The 15279-nt window shown below is 62.9% G+C and carries 14 protein-coding genes; 11 read left to right on the plus strand and 3 right to left on the minus strand.

The genetic code is table 11. The features are described from left to right. The first annotated feature begins 4 nt into the window (after positions 1-4). From apaG to H3H51_RS17075, 7 genes are all read left to right on the plus strand, one after another. Complete coding sequence (apaG, locus tag H3H51_RS17045; RefSeq protein ID WP_183090274.1) at positions 5-385, plus strand: Co2+/Mg2+ efflux protein ApaG; 381 nt, start codon at positions 5-7, stop codon at positions 383-385. Further along, positions 385-1206, plus strand: a complete 822-nt coding sequence (locus tag H3H51_RS17050; RefSeq protein WP_183090275.1) for a symmetrical bis(5'-nucleosyl)-tetraphosphatase — start codon at positions 385-387, stop codon at positions 1204-1206. Before apaG ends, H3H51_RS17050 begins: the two co-directional genes overlap by 1 nt. After that, positions 1203-1532, plus strand: a complete 330-nt coding sequence (gene glpE, locus H3H51_RS17055) for a thiosulfate sulfurtransferase GlpE (protein WP_183090276.1) — start codon at positions 1203-1205, stop codon at positions 1530-1532. The genes H3H51_RS17050 and glpE overlap by 4 nt, the downstream gene beginning before the upstream one ends. A 276-nt stretch (positions 1533-1808) precedes the next feature. Further along, positions 1809-3731: a PrkA family serine protein kinase gene (locus H3H51_RS17060; protein WP_183090277.1), complete on the plus strand. Its 1923-nt coding sequence runs from the start codon at positions 1809-1811 to the stop codon at positions 3729-3731. A 114-nt stretch (positions 3732-3845) separates the two neighbouring features. Further along, positions 3846-5117, plus strand: coding sequence for a YeaH/YhbH family protein (locus tag H3H51_RS17065; protein ID WP_183090278.1), 1272 nt, complete (start codon positions 3846-3848; stop codon positions 5115-5117). 11 nt (positions 5118-5128) lie between these two features. Beyond that, positions 5129-6694, plus strand: coding sequence for a SpoVR family protein (locus tag H3H51_RS17070; protein WP_183090279.1), 1566 nt, complete (start codon positions 5129-5131; stop codon positions 6692-6694). Between the two features lie 196 nt (positions 6695-6890). Then, the gene (locus H3H51_RS17075; protein ID WP_183090280.1) at positions 6891-8123 is read left to right on the plus strand and encodes a multifunctional CCA addition/repair protein; all 1233 of its coding nucleotides are present in this window, start codon (positions 6891-6893) and stop codon (positions 8121-8123) included. A gap of 56 nt (positions 8124-8179) precedes the next feature. Here the strand turns inward: H3H51_RS17075 and folK are convergent, their stop codons facing one another. After that, the gene (gene folK / locus H3H51_RS17080) at positions 8180-8713 is read right to left on the minus strand and encodes a 2-amino-4-hydroxy-6-hydroxymethyldihydropteridine diphosphokinase (RefSeq protein WP_183090281.1); all 534 of its coding nucleotides are present in this window, start codon (positions 8711-8713) and stop codon (positions 8180-8182) included. Then, the gene (folB, locus tag H3H51_RS17085) at positions 8710-9063 is read right to left on the minus strand and encodes a dihydroneopterin aldolase (protein ID WP_183090282.1); all 354 of its coding nucleotides are present in this window, start codon (positions 9061-9063) and stop codon (positions 8710-8712) included. The genes folK and folB overlap by 4 nt, the downstream gene beginning before the upstream one ends. Before the next feature lie 76 nt (positions 9064-9139). Between folB and plsY the strand changes: the two genes are divergently transcribed. Then, the gene (gene plsY / locus H3H51_RS17090; RefSeq protein WP_183090283.1) at positions 9140-9709 is read left to right on the plus strand and encodes a glycerol-3-phosphate 1-O-acyltransferase PlsY; all 570 of its coding nucleotides are present in this window, start codon (positions 9140-9142) and stop codon (positions 9707-9709) included. Between the two features lie 20 nt (positions 9710-9729). Here plsY and tsaD read toward each other — a convergent pair whose 3' ends face one another. Then, the gene (gene tsaD, locus H3H51_RS17095; protein WP_183090284.1) at positions 9730-10755 is read right to left on the minus strand and encodes a tRNA (adenosine(37)-N6)-threonylcarbamoyltransferase complex transferase subunit TsaD; all 1026 of its coding nucleotides are present in this window, start codon (positions 10753-10755) and stop codon (positions 9730-9732) included. A gap of 202 nt (positions 10756-10957) precedes the next feature. Here tsaD and rpsU point away from each other — a divergent pair, with 202 nt between their 5' ends. From rpsU to rpoD, 3 genes are all read left to right on the plus strand, one after another. Continuing rightward, positions 10958-11173 carry a 30S ribosomal protein S21 gene (rpsU, locus tag H3H51_RS17100; RefSeq protein ID WP_021702507.1) on the plus strand — a complete coding sequence of 72 codons (216 nt, stop codon included), beginning with the start codon at positions 10958-10960 and terminating at the stop codon, positions 11171-11173. A gap of 152 nt (positions 11174-11325) precedes the next feature. Further along, complete coding sequence (dnaG, locus tag H3H51_RS17105) at positions 11326-13311, plus strand: DNA primase (RefSeq protein WP_183090285.1); 1986 nt, start codon at positions 11326-11328, stop codon at positions 13309-13311. Positions 13312-13378: 67 nt separating this feature from the next. Then, positions 13379-15223, plus strand: a complete 1845-nt coding sequence (gene rpoD, locus H3H51_RS17110) for an RNA polymerase sigma factor RpoD (protein ID WP_183090286.1) — start codon at positions 13379-13381, stop codon at positions 15221-15223. Positions 15224-15279 lie beyond the last annotated feature (56 nt).

Raw genomic sequence — 15279 nt, forward strand, 5'->3', positions numbered from 1 at the left:
CTCCATGTCCGAGTCCCGTTACCAGGTAGATGTCAGCGTCGTCACTCGCCACCTGCCCGAGCAGTCCAACCCCGAGCAGAAGCGCTATGCCTTCGCCTATACCGTGACCATCCTGAATTCGGGCGCGGTGGCCGCCAAGCTGCTGAGCCGCCACTGGATCATCACCGACGGCGACGGTCGCGTGCAGGAAGTACGCGGCGCCGGCGTAGTCGGCCAACAGCCGCACCTCGAACCCGGCCAGAGCCACACCTACAGCAGCGGCACCGTGATGGCCACGCTGGTCGGCAGCATGCACGGCAGCTACCAGATGCTCGCCGATGACGGCACCCGCTTCGACGCCACCATCACGCCCTTCCGCCTGGCCGTACCGGGAGCCCTGCACTGATGGCGACCTATGCCGTCGGCGACCTGCAAGGCTGCCTGCAACCGCTCAAGTGCCTGCTCGAACGGGTCGCCTTCGACCCGCTGCAGGATCGCCTGTGGCTGGTCGGTGATCTGGTCAACCGTGGCCCGCAATCGCTGGAGACCCTGCGTTTCCTGTTCGCCATGCGCGACTCGCTGGTCTGCGTTCTGGGCAACCACGACCTGCACCTGCTGGCCGTGGCGCACAACATCGAGCGCCTGAAGAAAAGCGATACCCTGCAGGAAGTCCTCGACGCACCAGACCGCAAGGACCTGCTCGACTGGCTGCGCCTGCAAAAGCTGCTGCACTACGACGAACAGCGCGACATCGCCCTGGTGCATGCCGGCATCCCGCCACAGTGGACGCTGGAAAAAGCCCTCAAGCGCGCTGCCGAAGTGGAAGAAACCCTGCGCGACGACGCCCGCCTGCCGCTGTTCCTCGACGGCATGTACGGCAACGAGCCGGCCAAGTGGGACAAAGACCTGCACGGCGTCACCCGCCTGCGGGTGATCACCAACTACTTCACCCGCATGCGCTTCTGCACCGCCGACGGCACGCTCGACCTGAAGAGCAAGGAAGGCCTCGACACCGCCCCGCCCGGCTACGCGCCCTGGTTCAGCTACCCACAGCGCAAGACCCGCGGGCAGAAGATCATCTTCGGCCACTGGGCCGCACTGGAAGGCAACTGCACCGAGCCCGGCCTGTTCGCCCTGGACAGCGGCTGCGTGTGGGGCGGCGCCATGACCCTGATGAATATCGACAGCGGCGAACTGCACCGCTGCAGCTGTGAGGACCTGAAATGAGCGAATTCAAACGCATCCCCCCCGAGCAGGCCCAGGCCCTGCGTGAGCAAGGCGCCGTGGTGGTCGACGTCCGCGACCCACAGAGCTTCGCCAATGGCCATATCAGCGGCTCGCAACTGCTGGATAACCACTCGCTGCCGGACTTCATCGCCAAGGCCGACTTCGATCACCCGTTGATCGTCACCTGCTACCACGGCAACTCCAGCCAGAATGCCGCCGCCTACCTGGCGCACCAGGGCTTCTCCGAGGTCTACAGCCTGGATGGCGGCTTCGAGCTATGGCGCAACCAGTACCCCGGTGAAGTCGCCAAGAGCGAGCCCGAGTAAAAAAATTCTGCGCGGCCGAACCCCCGCAACGCCTACGCCTTCGCGCCCTGCCGACGGGCGGTAATATCCTGTCACCCTCATGACATCCTTGCGCCTGCCGAATCCGAACTACTCTTAGTTTCAGGCCATCCAAAAGGGAGAGCCGGCACACCGGTTCCGGGCCATCGGTAGCGTTTTTATGGTGTTCTGGGGGTTCCTGACGGCCGACGCGTCGGCTTCCCCTGCACCCGCCCGAATGACCCGTGCCGGCTCCTATGCAGCGAGCGAGGTGCAGTCATGAGTATTTTCAGCCACTTCCAGCAACGCTTCGAGGCGACCCGCCAGGAGGAGTATTCCCTTCAGGAATATCTCGACCTGTGCAAGGCGGATCGCAGCGCCTATGCCTCGGCATCCGAGCGGTTGCTGATGGCCATTGGCGAGCCGGAGCTGATCGACACCTCGAGCAACTCGCGGCTGTCGCGAATCTTCTCCAACAAGGTCATTCGCCGCTATCCGGCCTTTGCCGACTTCCATGGCATGGAAGAGTGCATCGACCAGATCGTCTCCTACTTCCGCCACGCGGCGCAGGGCCTGGAAGAGAAGAAGCAGATCCTCTACCTGCTCGGCCCGGTCGGCGGCGGCAAGTCCTCGCTGGCGGAAAAACTCAAGCAATTGATGGAGAAGGTGCCCTTCTATGCCATCAAGGGCTCGCCGGTGTTCGAGTCGCCGCTCGGCCTGTTCAATGCCGCCGAAGATGGCGCCATCCTCGAAGAGGACTACGGCATCCATCGCCGTTACCTGAACAGCATCATGTCGCCTTGGGCCAGCAAGCGCCTGGCCGAGTTCGGCGGCGATATCAGCCAGTTCCGCGTGGTCAAGCTGTACCCCTCGATCCTCAACCAGATCGCCGTGGCCAAGACCGAGCCGGGCGACGAGAACAACCAGGACATCTCCGCGCTGGTCGGCAAGGTGGATATCCGCAAGCTGGAAGAATTCCCGCAGAACGATGCCGATGCCTACAGCTACTCGGGCGCCCTGTGCCGGGCGAACCAGGGGCTGATGGAGTTCGTCGAGATGTTCAAGGCGCCGATCAAGGTCTTGCACCCCTTGCTCACCGCCACCCAGGAAGGCAACTACAACAGCACCGAAGGCCTCGGCGCGATCCCCTACAGCGGCATCCTGCTGGCCCACTCCAACGAGTCCGAGTGGCACAGCTTCCGCAACAACAAGAACAACGAGGCCTTCATCGACCGTATCTACATCGTCAAGGTGCCGTACTGCCTGCGCGTCACCGACGAGATCAAGATCTACGACAAGCTGCTGATCAACAGCTCCCTGGCCAACGCCCACTGCGCGCCGGACACGCTGAAGATGCTTGCCCAGTTCTCCACGCTCAGCCGGCTGAAAGAGCCGGAGAACTCCAACATCTACTCGAAAATGCGCGTCTATGACGGCGAGAACCTCAAGGACACCGACCCCAAGGCCAAGTCGATCCAGGAATACCGCGACACCGCTGGCGTGGACGAAGGCATGAACGGCCTGTCGACCCGCTTCGCCTTCAAGATTCTGTCCAAGGTATTCAACTTCGACCCCCACGAGATCGCCGCCAACCCGGTGCACCTGCTGTACGTGCTGGAACAGCAGATCGAACAGGAGCAGTTCCCCGCCGAAGTCCGCGAGCGCTACCTGCGCTTCATCAAGGAGTACCTGGCGCCGCGCTACATCGAGTTCATCGGCAAGGAAATCCAGACCGCCTACCTGGAGTCCTACAGCGAGTACGGGCAAAACATCTTCGACCGCTACGTGCTGTACGCCGATTTCTGGATTCAGGACCAGGAATACCGCGACCCGGAAACCGGCGAAATCCTCAACCGCGTGGCCCTCAACGAGGAGCTGGAGAAAATCGAGAAGCCGGCCGGCATCAGCAACCCGAAGGACTTCCGCAACGAGATCGTCAACTTCGTGCTGCGCGCGCGCGCCAACAACAACGGCAAGAACCCGACCTGGCTCAGCTACGAGAAGCTGCGCGTGGTGATCGAGAAGAAAATGTTCTCCAACACCGAAGACCTGCTGCCGGTCATCAGCTTCAACGCCAAGGCCAGCAAGGAGGACCAACAGAAGCACAACGACTTTGTCACACGCATGGTCGAACGTGGCTACACCGAGAAACAGGTGCGCCTGCTGTCCGAGTGGTACCTGCGGGTTCGCAAGTCGCAGTAACCCGCCGTCGGCGCGCGCCATCCGCCGCGTCGGCCGCCGCAGGCCCGCATGGGCGTGCGCGCCACGAACCGACACAGGGGCTCGCGAGCCCTGTGCCGGTTCTAAGGAGACGTCATGAGCTATGTGATAGACCGGCGCCTGAATGGCAAGAACAAGAGCACGGTGAACCGCCAGCGCTTCCTGCGGCGTTACCGTGACCACATCAAGAAGGCCGTGGAGGAGGCTGTCAGCCGGCGCTCCATCACCGACATGGAACACGGCGAACAGATCAGCATTCCCGGCCGCGACATCGACGAGCCGGTGCTGCACCACGGCCGTGGCGGCAAGCAGACCATCGTCCATCCCGGCAACAAGGAGTTCACCAGCGGCGAGCGCATTGCCCGCCCGCAGGGTGGCGGCGGCGGACGGGGCAGCGGCAAGGCAAGCAATTCCGGCGACGGCATGGACGAGTTCGTCTTCCAGATCACCCAGGAGGAATTCCTCGATTTCATGTTCGAGGACCTCGAACTGCCCAACCTGGTGAAGCGTCACCTGACCGGCAGCGACACCTTCAAGACCGTGCGCGCCGGCATCAGCAGCGAAGGCAACCCGTCACGCATCAACATCATCCGCACCCTGCGCTCCGCCCATGCGCGGCGCATCGCACTGTCCGGCAGCAGCCGCGGCAAACTCAAACTAGCGCTGATTGAGCTGGAGCGATTGAGGCGCGAAGAGCCAGACAACTTCGGCGATATCCAGGAATTGGAAGCAGAAATCGTCAAACTGCGCGCGCGCATCAATCGGGTGCCGTTCCTCGACACCTTCGACCTCAAGTACAACCTGCTGACCAAGCAGCCCAACCCCAGCTCCAAGGCGGTGATGTTCTGCCTGATGGACGTATCCGGCTCGATGACCCAGGCCACCAAGGACATCGCCAAGCGCTTCTTCATCCTCCTGTACCTGTTCCTCAAGCGGAACTACGACAAGATCGAAGTGGTGTTCATCCGCCACCACACCAGCGCCAAGGAAGTCGACGAGGAGGAGTTCTTCTACTCGCGTGAAACCGGCGGCACCATCGTCTCCAGCGCGCTGAAAATGATGCAGGAGATCATGGCCGAGCGTTACCCGATCAACGAATGGAACATCTACGCAGCCCAGGCCTCGGACGGCGACAACTGGAACGACGATTCGCCGATCTGCCGCGATATCCTGATCAACCAGATCATGCCGTTCGTGCAGTACTTCACCTACGTCGAGATCACCCCGCGCGAGCACCAGGCGCTGTGGTTCGAGTACGAGCAGGTCGGCGAGAACTACGCCGACACCTTCGCCCAGCAACAGCTGGTGTCGCCCGCCGATATCTACCCGGTGTTCCGTGAACTGTTCCAGCGCCGCCTGGTGAGCTGAGGGGAAGCGCGATGACCGCAACCGAGAGAAAACGCCAGCCGATTTCCACCGGCTCGGAATGGACCTTCGAACTGGTTCGCCAGTACGACCGCGAGATCGCGCGCATCGCCGAACGCTATGCGCTCGACACCTACCCCAACCAGATCGAAGTGATCACTGCCGAGCAGATGATGGACGCCTATGCCTCCGTCGGCATGCCGCTGGGTTACCACCACTGGTCCTACGGCAAGCACTTCCTCAGCACCGAGAAAAACTACAGCCGCGGGCAGATGGGCCTGGCCTACGAGATCGTGATCAATTCCGACCCGTGCATCGCCTACCTGATGGAAGAGAACACCATGTGCATGCAGGCGCTGGTGATCGCCCATGCCTGCTATGGCCACAACAGCTTCTTCAAGGGCAATTACCTGTTCCGCACCTGGACCGATGCCAGCTCGATCATCGACTACCTGGTGTTCGCCAAGCAGTACATCATGCAGTGCGAGGAGCGCCACGGCATCGACGCGGTGGAAGACCTGCTCGACTCCTGCCATGCGCTGATGAACTACGGCGTCGATCGCTACAAACGCCCCTATCCGATCTCCGCCGAGGAAGAACGGCGCCGGCAGAAAGACCGCGAAGAGCACCTGCAGAAGCAGATCAACGACCTCTGGCGCACCATCCCGAAAAACGCCAGCAAGGGCCACGACCAGGACAACAAGCGCTGGCCGGCCGAGCCGCAGGAAAACATCCTGTACTTCCTCGAGAAGCACGCCCCGCTACTGGAGCCCTGGCAGCGCGAGATCATCCGCATCGTGCGCAAGATCGCCCAGTACTTCTACCCACAGCGCCAGACCCAGGTGATGAACGAAGGCTGGGCCACCTTCTGGCACTACACCCTGATGAACGACCTGTACGACGAAGGCCTGGTCACCGAGGGCTTCATGATGGAGTTCCTCCAGTCGCACACCAGCGTGGTCTACCAGCCGGGCTTCGACAGCCCCTACTACAGCGGCATCAACCCCTACACCCTGGGTTTCGCCATCTACTGCGACATCCGCCGTATCTGCGAGAAACCCACCGAGGAAGACCGCCGCTGGTTCCCGGACATCGCCGGCAGCGACTGGCTGTCGACCCTCAAGTTCGCCATGCAGAACTTCAAGGACGAGAGCTTCATCCTGCAATTCCTCTCCCCCAAGGTGATCCGCGACCTCAAGCTGTTCAGCGTGATGGACGACGACCAACAGGACGAGCTGCTGGTCCCGGCCATCCACGACGAACCGGGCTACCAGATCATCCGCGAGACCCTGGCCGCGCAATACAACCTGGGCAATCGCGAGCCCAACGTGCAGATCTGGAGCGTCGACCGCCGCGGCGACCGTTCGCTGACCTTGCGCCACCAGCAACATGACCGAAAACCACTGGGCGACTCCACCGGCGAAGTGCTCAAGCACCTGCACCGCCTGTGGGGCTTCGACATCCACCTAGAAGTGCGCCAGGGCGAGCAGATCATCAGTACCCAGCACGTACCGCCGCGTAACGAGCAGGATGCCGAGAACGAATACCCGCGCCTGGATCTGGTGATTCCGCCGATCTGAGCAAACCGTAGGGTGGATGTCGCTTTACCCATCCACCAAGCCCCACTCGAGGGCTCAATGAAAGCGCGAGCCACACGTAGGAGCGAGCTCTGCTCGCGAAGCATTCAACGCAAGCGCTTCGCGAGCAGAGCTCGCTCCTACGACAACGCACAGGCGCTTTTTCGCTTATCCTCCGCCGCTACGGAGGACTCAACCCATGCAGATCTACAAGGTCGGCGGCGCAGTACGCGACCGCCTGCTCGGACGCCCCATCACCGATATCGACTGGGTGGTGGTCGGCGCCGATGCGCAGAGCATGCTCGACCAGGGCTATCGGCCGGTGGGCGACGACTTCCCGGTCTTCCTGCACCCGCAGAGTGGCGAGGAATATGCCCTCGCCCGCACCGAGCGCAAATCCGGCCAGGGCTACGGCGGCTTCACCTTCTACGCCAGCCCCGACGTGCCCCTGGAAGACGACCTGATCCGCCGCGACCTCACCGTCAACGCCATGGCCGAGGACGACCACGGCCAGGTCATCGACCCCTACGGCGGGCAGCAGGACCTCGAAGCCCGCCTGCTCCGCCACGTCTCCCCGGCGTTCGCCGAAGACCCGCTGCGCGTGCTGCGGGTGGCGCGCTTTGCCGCACGCTATGCACCACTGGGCTTCACTGTCGCGCCCGAAACCCTGGCACTGATGCGCCAGCTGGCTGAATCCGGCGAGCTCAAGGCGCTGACCGCGGAGCGCAGCTGGAAGGAAATCTCCCGCGCACTGCTGGAGCCGCGCCCCGATGTGTTCATCCAGGTATTGCGCGACTGTGGCGCCTTGCGCGAACTGCTGCCGGAAGTCGACGCGCTGTTCGGCGTGCCGCAGACGGCCGCGCACCACCCGGAAATCGACACCGGCGTGCACAACCTGATGGTGTTGCAGCAATGCGCCCTGCACACACAGCCGCTGAGCGTGCGCTGGGCCTGCCTGCTGCACGACCTGGGCAAAGGCACCACGCCGCAAGCGGAGTGGCCACGGCATATCGCCCATGAGGTGCGCGGGCTGAAGTTGATCCGCGCGGTCAATACGCGCTGCAAGGTACCCAAGGAATGCGCCGAGCTGGCGCTGCTGGTCGGCGCATACCACACCCACTGCCACCGCGCCCTGGAACTCAAACCCTCGACGCTACTCGAGCTGCTACAGAGCTTCGACGTCTACCGCCGCCCGCAACGTTTCGAGGAGTTCATCGCCGCCTGCGAGATGGACGCCCGCGGCCGCCTGGGCTTCGAAGACCGCGACTACCCGCAAGCCGCCTACCTGCGCAGCGCCATGCAGGCCGCACGGGCAGTCACGGTGCAACCGCTGCTGGAAAAAGGACTACAAGGCGCGGAACTGGGCGAAGCCCTCAAGCAGGAGCGCCTGAAAGCCCTCAAGGCCTACAAGGCAGGCACCCAGCAGCTGTAGGAGCGAGCTTGCTCGCGATCCCGCCAGCGCCAAAGCATCGCGATCGGGGATCGCCCCTAGATAGGGGCCGGAAAAGCCTGCAGCAATCTGGTCGGGGTCAGTTCCAGCGAGCGCCACTGGAATGCCACCGGCCACAGCTGCTGGTCGATCTGCGCTGCCGCCCACAACTCGGCAAACGGTTTGCCCGCAACCGGATGCACCTCCTCCGGCGCCAACAGCGTCAGCGGCCAAAGCACGAAGGCATTCTTGAGGATTTCCGCACGCGGCAGGATCAGCCCATCGAAGTTGCCCGCCAGGCCGTCGTACAGCAGCACATCGATGTCCAGCGGCAACCCACGGCGCTCCGGCGCATAGCGACCGTTGTCCGCCTCGATGCACTTCAGCCGTCGATCCAGCTCATGCAGTGGCAGGTCGGTGCGCGCGCTGACCACCAGATTGAAGAACGGCCCGCTCTTGATCCCCACCGGCGCGCTCTCGAACACCGGCGAGCAGCGCAGATCCTGAAGAAAACCAGCCAGCGCATCGAGGCCGGCACACAGATGCGCCTCACGCTCGGTATTGCTGCCCAGCCCGAGAAAGACCTGGGTCATGGCCGGCTACGCTCGATTTCCACGCCTACTGCGCGCGCGGCAGGATTGGCGCCAGGCTTGGTCACCTTGAGGTGCAGCCAGGGCGCGCCGAACTGCGCCAGCAGGCTCTCGGCCAGGCGCTCGGCAAAGGTTTCCACCAGTTCGAACTGTGCTGCGCCGGCAAACTGCTGTACGTGGGCATGCACTGCCGCGTAGTCGAGGGCCTTGCTCAGGTCATCGCCTGCCGCAGCCGGGCGGATATCCCAGGCAAAGGTCAGGTCCAGGCGCAGGCATTGGCGAATGCCGCGCTCCCAGTCGTAGGCACCGATCAGGGTGTCGACTTCCAGACCTTCGATGAAGACTTTGTCCAAGCATTCTCTCCGCAGCACGACAAGGACCCCGCCCCGCCGCTAGAATCGGGGCTCTCTTCGCCCCGGAATGGATACCATGTTCTGGTTGTTGGTGCCGCTCGCCTACCTGCTTGGCTCGCTGTCCTTCGCCATCCTGCTCAGTCGCCTGAGCGGTGGGCCAGACCCGCGCGCCAGTGGTTCAGGCAATCCCGGCGCCACCAACATGCTCAGGGTGGCGGGCAAGAAACTGGCCATCCTCACCCTGCTCGGCGACCTGCTCAAAGGCCTGCTGCCCGTGCTAATCGCCAGCCTGCTCGGCCTGAGCATCCAGCAACAGGCCTGGATCGGCCTCGCCGCCGTGATCGGCCATCTGTATCCGCTGTACTTTCGCTTCAAGGGCGGCAAGGGCGTAGCCACTGCCGCCGGTATGCTGCTCGGCCTGTATCCGCCGGCCGCCCTGCTGGCCCTCGCCGCCTGGGCGCTGACCTTCATCCTCACCCGTACCAGCTCGCTGGCCTCGCTGATCGCCACGCCGCTGACCCTGCCGTTACTGGCATGGCAACAACCGGCAGCGCTGCTGCCGATGTGCGTGCTGACCGGGTTGATCGTCTGGCGTCACCGGGGCAATTTACGCGACCTGTTCGCCGGACGCGAACGACACTTCTGAATGCCCAAGCTGAGCCCGCTTCATATCGCGGGCAGTTGCTCCATCGGCCAGCGTGCCTGCACACCAATCGCCGGACCATCCTGCTGGCCCGCCAGCAGGCGCTGGCAGCCGGCGTAGGCGATCATCGCGCCGTTGTCGGTGCAGAAACGCGGCCGGGCGTAGAACACCTGGCCCTTGAACTCACCGAGCATCTTCTCCAGCGACTGGCGCAGCGCCTGGTTGGCACTCACCCCTCCGGCAATCACCAGGCTATTCAGCCCGGTCTGCTTCAAGGCGCGACGGCACTTGATGGTCAGGGTATCGACCACCGCCTGCTGGAAGGCCAGGGCGACGTCGGCACGGGTCTGCTCGCTGGCATCACCGGCATCGCGGCACTGCGTCCAGGTATTGAGGGTGAAGGTCTTCAGGCCGCTGAAGCTGAAATCCAGACCCGGGCGATCGGTCATCGGCCGCGGGAAGGTGAAGCGCCCCGGCGTGCCGACTTCAGCCAGCCGAGCGATCTCCGGGCCACCGGGATACGGCAGGCCCATCAGCTTGGCGGTCTTGTCGAAAGCCTCGCCAGCCGCATCGTCCAGCGACTCACCGAGCAGCTGATAACGACCAATGCCATCGACCCGAACCAGCTGGGTATGGCCGCCGGAAACCAACAAAGCGACGAACGGGAACGCCGGCGGCTGTTCTTCCAGCATCGGCGCCAACAAATGACCTTCCATGTGATGCACGCCGACGGCCGGAATGCCCCAGGCAAACGCCAGCGCCTGGGCGCAGGAAGCCCCCACCAGCAATGCGCCAACCAGGCCAGGACCCGCGGTGTAGGCGATGGCGCCGATCTGCGTGCGCTCGGCACCGGCCTCGGCCAGCACCTCGCGAATCAACGGCAGCATGCGCTTGACGTGATCACGCGAAGCCAGCTCCGGCACCACGCCGCCGAACACACGATGCTGCTCGATCTGGCTGAACAGGGCATCGGCCAGCAGACCGCGCTCGCTGTCATACAGCGCAACGCCAGTTTCATCGCAGGAGGTTTCCAAGCCCAGTACCAGCATGGGTTCGCGCCTTTAATACAGGGGGAATTCGAAGGCGCGCATAATAATCGTCGTCCCACGGCCCGGCCAGCGGTTTTCGATCAGAGGCTTTGCATTCTCTGGCACTTGGCGTTAATATCCGCAGCCCTTGAAAACCGACGTATTCCCGTGCCCTAGCCGGATCGCGTCGTCCATTCGGTAAAACAGTGAAGGTACGACCTGGATGCCAGCCGTCAAAGTAAAAGAGAACGAACCCTTCGACGTAGCTCTGCGTCGCTTCAAGCGCTCCTGTGAAAAAGCCGGTGTTCTGGCCGAAGTTCGCAGCCGCGAGTTCTACGAGAAGCCAACCACCGAGCGCAAGCGCAAAGCAGCAGCCGCTGTTAAGCGTCACGCGAAGAAAGTGCAGCGCGAACAGCGCCGCCGTGAGCGCCTGTACTGAGTTATCAGTAGCGCCACAAAGGTTTCCGCACTGCCCGGCTTATGCCGGGCTTTGCATTTCAGGCGTCATCAACTCCGCTTTGCCACCTGGCGAATGATCGGAGTTTTTTCGTTTATGCTCCCGCCTTCTGGCACCCGCACGCTGACGAGTTCATGGCCGGCCTGATCCCCCAATCCTTCATCGATGACCTGCTCAACCGCACCGACATAGTCGAAGTGGTGAGTTCGCGCATCCAGCTGAAGAAGGCCGGCAAGAACTACACGGCCTGCTGCCCGTTCCACAAGGAGAAGACCCCCTCCTTCAGCGTCAGCCCGGACAAGCAGTTCTACTACTGCTTCGGCTGCGGCGCCGGCGGCAACGCCCTCGGCTTCGTCATGGACCATGACAGCCTGGACTTCCCCCTGGCGATCGAAGAACTGGCCAAGCGCGCCGGCATGGAAATCCCGCGCGAGGAAGGCGGTCGCAACCACAAGCCGCGCCAGCCAACCGACTCACCGCTCTACCCGTTACTGACCGCCGCCTCCGACTACTACCGCCAGGCGCTGAAAAGCCATCCGACGCGCAAGGCCGCGGTGACCTACCTGAAAGGCCGCGGCCTGTCTGGCGAGATCGCCCGCGACTTCGGCCTCGGCTTCGCCCCGCCCGGCTGGGACAACCTGCTCAAGCACCTGGGCGGCGACAGCCTGCAGCAGAAAGCCATGATCGACGCCGGCCTGCTGATCGAGAACGCCGACACCAAGCGCACCTACGACCGCTTCCGCGACCGGGTGATGTTCCCGATCCGCGACAGCCGCGGGCGCATCATCGCCTTCGGCGGCCGCGTACTGGGCGACGACAAGCCCAAGTACCTGAACTCGCCGGAAACCCCGGTCTTCCACAAGGGCCAGGAGCTCTACGGCCTGTACGAGGCGCGCAAGAACAACCGCGACCTCGACGAGATCATGGTGGTCGAGGGCTACATGGACGTCATCGCCCTGGCCCAGCAAGGCCTGCGTAACGCCGTCGCCACCCTCGGTACCGCCACCAGCGAAGAGCACCTCAAGCGCCTGTTCCGCCTGGTGCCCAGCGTACTGTTCTGCTTCGACGGCGACGCCGCTGGGCGCAAAGCTGCCTGGCGCGCCCTCGAGTCGACCCTGCCGAGCCTGCAAGATGGCCGGCGCGCGCGCTTCCTGTTCCTGCCAGACGGTGAAGACCCGGACAGCCTGGTGCGCGCCGAAGGCACCGACGCCTTCCGTGCCCGCATCAACCAGCATGCCCAGCCACTGGCCGAGTATTTCTTCCAGCAACTGAGCGAGGAAGCCGACCCGCGCTCCCTGGAAGGCAAGGCACACCTGGTCACGCTGGCCGCACCACTGATCGACAAGATTCCCGGCAACAACCTGCGCACCCTGATGCGCCAGCGCCTCGGTGAGATCACCGGCCTCAATGGCGAAGCCCTCAACCAGGTCGCCCGCAGCGCCCCAGCCCCCGTAACGGCCGCCCCCAGCAACGACTACTCCGGCGACAGCTATTACGACGCCCAGCCGGACTACGGCGACATTGCCGACTACGCCAACCATATCGAGCCACCCGCCGACGAAGGCTTCGAGCCGAAGAAGAACTGGAAGAAAGGCGAAGGCAAGCCGTGGAAAAAGGACGGCAACTGGAAAAAAGGCGGCCGCGACGATCAGCCACGCACGCCGCGCAAGGCCGTCAGCGTCGAATCGCCGACCCTGACCGCCTTGCGCACCCTCCTGCACCACCCGACACTGGCGCAAAAGGTCGAGGATGTCAGCCATTTCGCCGCAGAAGACGACACCTACGCGCAACTATTGGTTGCCCTGCTCGGCGCCCTGCAGAAAAACCCCAGGCTGCGCTCACTGCAACTGATCGCCCGCTGGCACGGCACCACGCAAGGCCGCCTGCTGCAAGCGCTGGCGGAAAAGGAATGGCTGATTGATCAGGACAATCTTGAAAAGCAGTTCTTCGACACCATTACTACACTTGCTCACAGCCAACTGCAGAAACGACGCGAGCAACTCTTACGCAGCGTCATGCAAAAAAGCCCCAGTGAACTCACTCCGGAAGAAAAAACTCTACTGAGAGAGCATTTCAGCCTCTCTTCTTCCTCCAGCGACAAGAGCCAAACTGGCGCCTGAGCCCCTTAATCGGGTATAATCCTCGGCTTATTTTCAGCCCGCCAAGACCTTCAATGGATAGGGTGTTATGTCCGGAAAAGCGCAACAGCAATCTCGTTTGAAAGAATTGATCGCCCGTGGTCGTGAGCAGGGTTACCTGACTTACGCGGACGTCAACGACCACCTGCCGGAGGAGATTTCCGACCCGGAACAGGTGGAAGACATCATCCGCATGATCAACGACATGGGGATCAACGTATTCGAAACCGCTCCGGATGCAGATGCCCTGTTGTTGGCCGAGGCCGACACCGACGAAGCCGCCGCTGAGGAAGCGGCAGCCGCTCTGGCTGCAGTAGAGACCGATATCGGCCGCACCACCGACCCCGTGCGCATGTATATGCGTGAAATGGGCACCGTGGAGCTGCTGACCCGCGAAGGCGAAATCGAAATCGCCAAGCGGATCGAGGAAGGCATCCGGGAAGTCATGGGCGCCATCGCCTTCTTCCCGGGCACCGTTGACGGCATCCTCGCCGAATACCAGCGCATCACCAGCGAAGGCGGCCGCCTGTCCGACATCCTCAGCGGTTATATCGACCCGGATGACGGCAGCGTGCCGGCTGAAGAAGTACCGGTCGATCTGAAAACCGCGACCCCGGCTGCCGAGGCAACCGAGGACGAGGAAGAAAGCGACGGCGACGACGAGGAAGAAGAAGGCGACGGCGGTCCGGATCCGGAAGAAGCCGCACGCCGTTTCGGCGCCGTCTCCGAGCAGATGGAAAAAGCCCGCAAGGCGCTGAAGAAGCACGGTCGTCAGAGCAAGCAGGCTAACAACGAGCTGCTCGCCCTCGCCGAGCTGTTCATGCCGATCAAGCTGATTCCGAAGCAATTCGAAGTGCTGGTCGAGCGTGTACGTGGTTCGCTGGAGCAGGTTCGTGCCCAGGAACGCGCCATCATGCAGCTCTGCGTGCGTGATGCCCGTATGCCGCGCGCCGACTTCCTCAAGCTGTTCCCCGGCAACGAAATCGACGAAAGCTGGTCCGTAGGGCTGGCCAAAGGCAAGGCCAAGTACGCCGAAGCCATCGGCAACCTGCAGGCCGACATCCAGCGCTGCCAGCAGAAGCTGATTGCACTGGAAGCCGACACCAGCCTGGCCATCGCCGAAATCAAGGACATCAACCGCCGCATGTCCATCGGTGAAGCGAAAGCTCGCCGGGCGAAGAAAGAGATGGTCGAGGCCAACCTGCGCCTGGTTATCTCCATCGCCAAGAAGTACACCAACCGCGGCCTGCAGTTCCTCGACCTGATTCAGGAAGGCAACATCGGCCTGATGAAAGCGGTGGACAAGTTCGAATACCGTCGCGGCTACAAGTTCTCGACCTATGCCACCTGGTGGATCCGTCAGGCGATCACTCGCTCGATCGCCGACCAGGCCCGCACCATCCGTATTCCGGTGCACATGATCGAGACGATCAACAAGCTCAACCGCATCTCCCGTCAGATGCTTCAGGAAATGGGCCGCGAGCCCACTCCGGAAGAACTGGGCGAGCGCATGGAGATGCCTGAGGACAAGATCCGCAAGGTATTGAAGATCGCCAAAGAGCCGATCTCCATGGAAACCCCGATCGGCGACGACGAAGATTCGCACCTGGGCGACTTCATCGAGGACTCCAGCATGCAATCGCCGATCGACGTGGCGACTGTGGAAAGCCTCAAGGAAGCCACCCGCGAAGTGCTGGCCGGCCTCACTGCCCGTGAAGCCAAGGTCCTGCGCATGCGCTTCGGCATCGACATGAATACCGACCACACCCTTGAGGAAGTCGGTAAGCAGTTCGATGTCACCCGCGAGCGGATCCGTCAGATCGAAGCCAAGGCGCTGCGCAAGCTGCGCCACCCGACGAGAAGCGAACACCTGCGGTCGTTCCTCGACGAGTAAATACAAAACCCCCGGCCCCGACCGGGGGTTTTGTTTTCTGTACCCGCCGCGAACTA

This window comes from Aquipseudomonas ullengensis, from assembly GCF_014174475.1.
GTDB classification, from domain to species: domain Bacteria; phylum Pseudomonadota; class Gammaproteobacteria; order Pseudomonadales; family Pseudomonadaceae; genus Aquipseudomonas; species Aquipseudomonas ullengensis.